The 3,435-nt window shown below is 43.9% G+C and carries 4 protein-coding genes and 1 pseudogene; 2 read left to right on the top strand and 3 right to left on the bottom strand.

Annotated elements, in window-relative coordinates; translation table 11 throughout:
* Positions 1-112, bottom strand: a pseudogene (locus H6G46_RS06220) (IS4 family transposase); the annotation flags it as partial.
* A gap of 123 nt (positions 113-235) precedes the next feature.
* On the opposite strand from H6G46_RS06220, the gene H6G46_RS06225 reads away from it, so the two are divergent.
* Positions 236-601, top strand: coding sequence for a hypothetical protein (locus H6G46_RS06225; protein ID WP_010873394.1), 366 nt, complete (start codon positions 236-238; stop codon positions 599-601).
* A 479-nt stretch (positions 602-1,080) separates the two neighbouring features.
* Here H6G46_RS06225 and H6G46_RS06230 read toward each other — a convergent pair whose 3' ends face one another.
* A complete protein-coding gene (locus H6G46_RS06230) occupies positions 1,081-1,995 on the bottom strand; it encodes a Sll0314/Alr1548 family TPR repeat-containing protein (protein WP_242021171.1) in 915 nt (304 codons plus the stop codon).
* A 181-nt stretch (positions 1,996-2,176) separates the two neighbouring features.
* Between H6G46_RS06230 and H6G46_RS06235 the strand changes: the two genes are divergently transcribed.
* Positions 2,177-2,809 (top strand): energy-coupling factor ABC transporter ATP-binding protein, encoded by a 633-nt coding sequence (locus H6G46_RS06235; protein WP_010873396.1) that lies wholly within the window; start codon positions 2,177-2,179, stop codon positions 2,807-2,809.
* A gap of 98 nt (positions 2,810-2,907) precedes the next feature.
* Here the strand turns inward: H6G46_RS06235 and rpsU are convergent, their stop codons facing one another.
* A complete protein-coding gene (gene rpsU, locus H6G46_RS06240; RefSeq protein ID WP_010873397.1) occupies positions 2,908-3,090 on the bottom strand; it encodes a 30S ribosomal protein S21 in 183 nt (60 codons plus the stop codon).
* Positions 3,091-3,435 lie beyond the last annotated feature (345 nt).

Here is a 3,435-nt window from a genome sequence, read left to right on the forward strand (position 1 = left end):
ACACTAATCCTAACCAGATACTCACAAACTTAAATGTGTCTAATACTGGGTAGTCATCTTTAGGAAAATTAGATAGATAAGTTTTGACAATATGTCCAAAATTTGATATCATCTCTTCAATTATTCTAATATTTCTGCCCTTTATTCTATCATTTTAAAGGGCTTTTTTTCTCTTTATAACTATCGTTCAACACTTCTGATTTCATACAACTGATGAGTTCAACAGAAATTGGACATGAAAATAGATTATAAATTAACTCTCTTATTGTTTTGTTTATGTGTACCGGGTGTAATCGCTAGTTCATTTTTAATGTTGTCTTTAGTTGTCGATTCAACTGCAATTCCTGTATCTTTACAAACTCTGCAAATTGCAAATCTGATCCAAGGAGCATTGTTTGTTTTACTAGCAGCAACATTGGGTTCAATACTAACTAAAAGGGTTGGACTATGCTCACCAACGCTCTCTGCCCTTCTCAACCATGGCAGGGTTATTCATGCGTTCTATCCTCAACTTATCTCCGGGCTAGTAGGTGGATTAATAGGTGTAGCGTGTAGCCATTATCATTGGTTTTCACTTTCTTTCGCCCCCTCCACTGGCTAATACCCAAGCTCTCCTATTACCTCCCATAGCTGTCAGAATCATCTACGGAGGCATCACCGAGGAAATCCTGATCCACTGGGGAATTATGACTTTGATTGTGCGGGCCAGCTGACGACTGATTCAAAAAGGAAAACCCAATAATATTGTCATGGGATTGACAATTGGAATTAGTGCAGTATTATTTGGACTTTCCCAGCTCCCATTGGCCATCAATTCCGTTACTCCCTTAATCAACGGCAATAATTGTCTATATAGTGGCAGGAAATACAATGTTTGGTGTCATGGCAGGCTACCTTTTTTTGTGCTATGGTTTCGAGTCTACCATCATCGCCCACGTATTTTCCCATATCGGCTCATATCTAATACTTGGCTAGGAGAGTCTGACCATAATTGTTAATGGAAATATTATACGTTTTCACCCCAAGCCAGTTGATTTTTATTAATCAACTATAGGGGATCAAATGATAGCCTCTCCTCTTTTAGAAGCCCTTAAGACTAGGATTTTGGGCTAATTTTTGAATTTCATCCACTACCGCATTGTTTTCATGGTTAAGCTGAACCACCAATGCCCGAGATAGCTGATCTTGTTTTTGTAGGGCCATTGCGTAGTATTGCTGAGCCTGTTGAAGCTTGCCTAAATCCATACTGCGGCGTCCTTCATTACGTAAAAACTGCCCTTTCAAGTATTGCAATTCCGGATTGTCTGGGGTGATAGCCAGCGCCCGGTCAATATTAGCCATGGCAAGGTCATACTTTTCCAAATCTCGGTAGGTAGTGGCTAGGGCACGGTAACGGAGATAGTCAGGTGCCGCATACTGCTCAAAGCGACTAATTACCTGTTCCGATTGGCTAAAGGGAGTATAACGGGACAAAAACAGATCTAAGTAACCCCGCAAAAGGTTAAGTTCCGGATCATTGGGATTAATGGCGGATGCTTTGTCTAGGTGTTCGAATACCGTACCTGTTTTACCTACAGCTTGTAAGTAACTGCCCTTTTTTAGCAGATAACTACCCTCCAAAAAATGACCCACAGCAATGTATAGGTTACCCCGTAAGGGATCGCTGGGGGCCAAGCGCTGGGCCGACTCTAGGGTTTGCTGGGCGTACTTCCTCATTCCTTCCATATCATTAGCGTCATAGGCAAAAGAAGCCTGCATGGCATAAACCAAAGGCTCATTAGGTTCAGCTTGAATCGCCCCAGCCAAAATTTCCTCTGCCCCCCGATAGTTCCCATCACGAAAAATGGCTTCAAAGGCAGCTTCTGTTTGGTCGCCAATATTGTGGGGATTGTTAGGGCGAAAGGGATCCCCTGCCCAGGCAGTACCACCAGCTATTAGGACTCCTAATATAGATTGGGTAAAAATTTGGGCCCAACGATTACGAATTAAATTCATCGGAGTAAAACGGGTGAGGAAAACCAACATAATCGATTGTATCTACAGTGAGAATCAGAAAGAGCACTGGCAAAACCAAGAAAATTAGGCCGATCAAGCTAAAATTCTAAGGAATTGTGATTGCCATAATATCCAGCTTTTGGCGGAACTGGCAGGGAGACTGCGTTTCAACTTTATCAATATGCTGTGTTTAAACGACGTTTGCTACCATCCGCCCGCCGCATTGCATCCCATTCTAAAAGATATCAATTTAGAATTAGCTCCCCAACAACTCGGTTTGATAATTGGCCCTAGTGGCTCTGGTAAAACCACTCTGTTAGAAATCCTTTCCGGCCTGGCAGAACCGACCAGCGGTCATATCCGTTGGCAAACCCAGGAGTTAACTCCTCTCCACCTCCAGCAGCTCTGTGGTTTAGTGTTCCAGTTCCCAGAGCGTCATTTCTGCGGTGGCACCCTGCTAGAGGAATTGCGTTTGGGACATCCGGAGCTTCCCCGCAGCCGCATTGCAGAGACCCTACAAGAGGTTGGTCTGGGTCATTGCCCTTGGAATCTTTCACCCCAAGCCCTCAGTGGTGGCCAACAAAGACGGTTGTCCTTAGCCGTGCAATTAATTCGCCAACCCAATATTCTTCTCCTCGATGAACCTACCGCAGGCCTAGATTGGTCGATGCGTCAACAATTAGCCAATCTACTAATCAAATTAAAAGACCATTGGGGACTTCTTGTTGTGACCCATGATCCAGGAGAACTAACGGCGATCGCCGACCAATGTTGGCGTTTAGAAAGAGGCAGCTTAACTCCCCAAAACCCCTGAAATATAGCAGGAAAAACAAAAACTCCCTCGGCTATACGAAAACCGAAGAAGTTCTTAGAAAATGAAAGTATATTTCTAATCTCAGTGCCAACAATCGACTAACGACGACGGGAACGCTGTCTTCTGCGGGTTGCTTCCTTGCGTTTATGCTTTTCTTGCGGCGTTTCAAAAAATTGATGCTTTTTGAAATCTGTATAGATGCCAGCCTTAGCGACCTGACGCTTAAAGCGGCGTAGCGCGGATTCAATTGGTTCGTTTTGACCTACAACAACTTGAGTCATCTGAGAGTTTTAAACCTCCTGGGTTAACAACAAAAGGGAGCTAGGGGAATAAATATCCGAAAATTTCTACAAAGCCCACATTAGACTTCTACCAATTCTATCATTCCCCCCGTTGACAATCTCCATTAGTCCAAGCCAGAGAAAATATTATCGCCATTTCCCGGACTATAATTTTGAACCTGACTTTAATATGGCCAAAAGCTCCCCAAGTAAAATGGAGAGCTTCAGATCAAAGAAAGAGGAACTTGGCATCGGACTATTGTGCCGTGGGGCAACCCCCAGAGTATCGTCGCCGCTGTCACATTTCACAACCGAGTGCGGGATGGGATCGGAGTGGTTCCATGA

The sequence above is a fragment of the Synechocystis sp. FACHB-908 genome (assembly GCF_014698595.1).
Taxonomy (GTDB): Bacteria; Cyanobacteriota; Cyanobacteriia; order Cyanobacteriales; family Microcystaceae; genus Synechocystis.

What these genes read in the sequence shown, in the direction of transcription:
- H6G46_RS06225 (WP_010873394.1), top strand. Translation starts at nt 236, where the DNA reads ATGAAAATAGATTATAAATTAACTCTCTTATTGTTTTGTTTATGTGTA.
- H6G46_RS06230 (WP_242021171.1), bottom strand. Translation starts at nt 1,995, where the DNA reads ATGAATTTAATTCGTAATCGTTGGGCCCAAATTTTTACCCAATCTATA.
- H6G46_RS06235 (WP_010873396.1), top strand. Translation starts at nt 2,177, where the DNA reads ATGCTGTGTTTAAACGACGTTTGCTACCATCCGCCCGCCGCATTGCAT.
- rpsU (WP_010873397.1), bottom strand. Translation starts at nt 3,090, where the DNA reads ATGACTCAAGTTGTTGTAGGTCAAAACGAACCAATTGAATCCGCGCTA.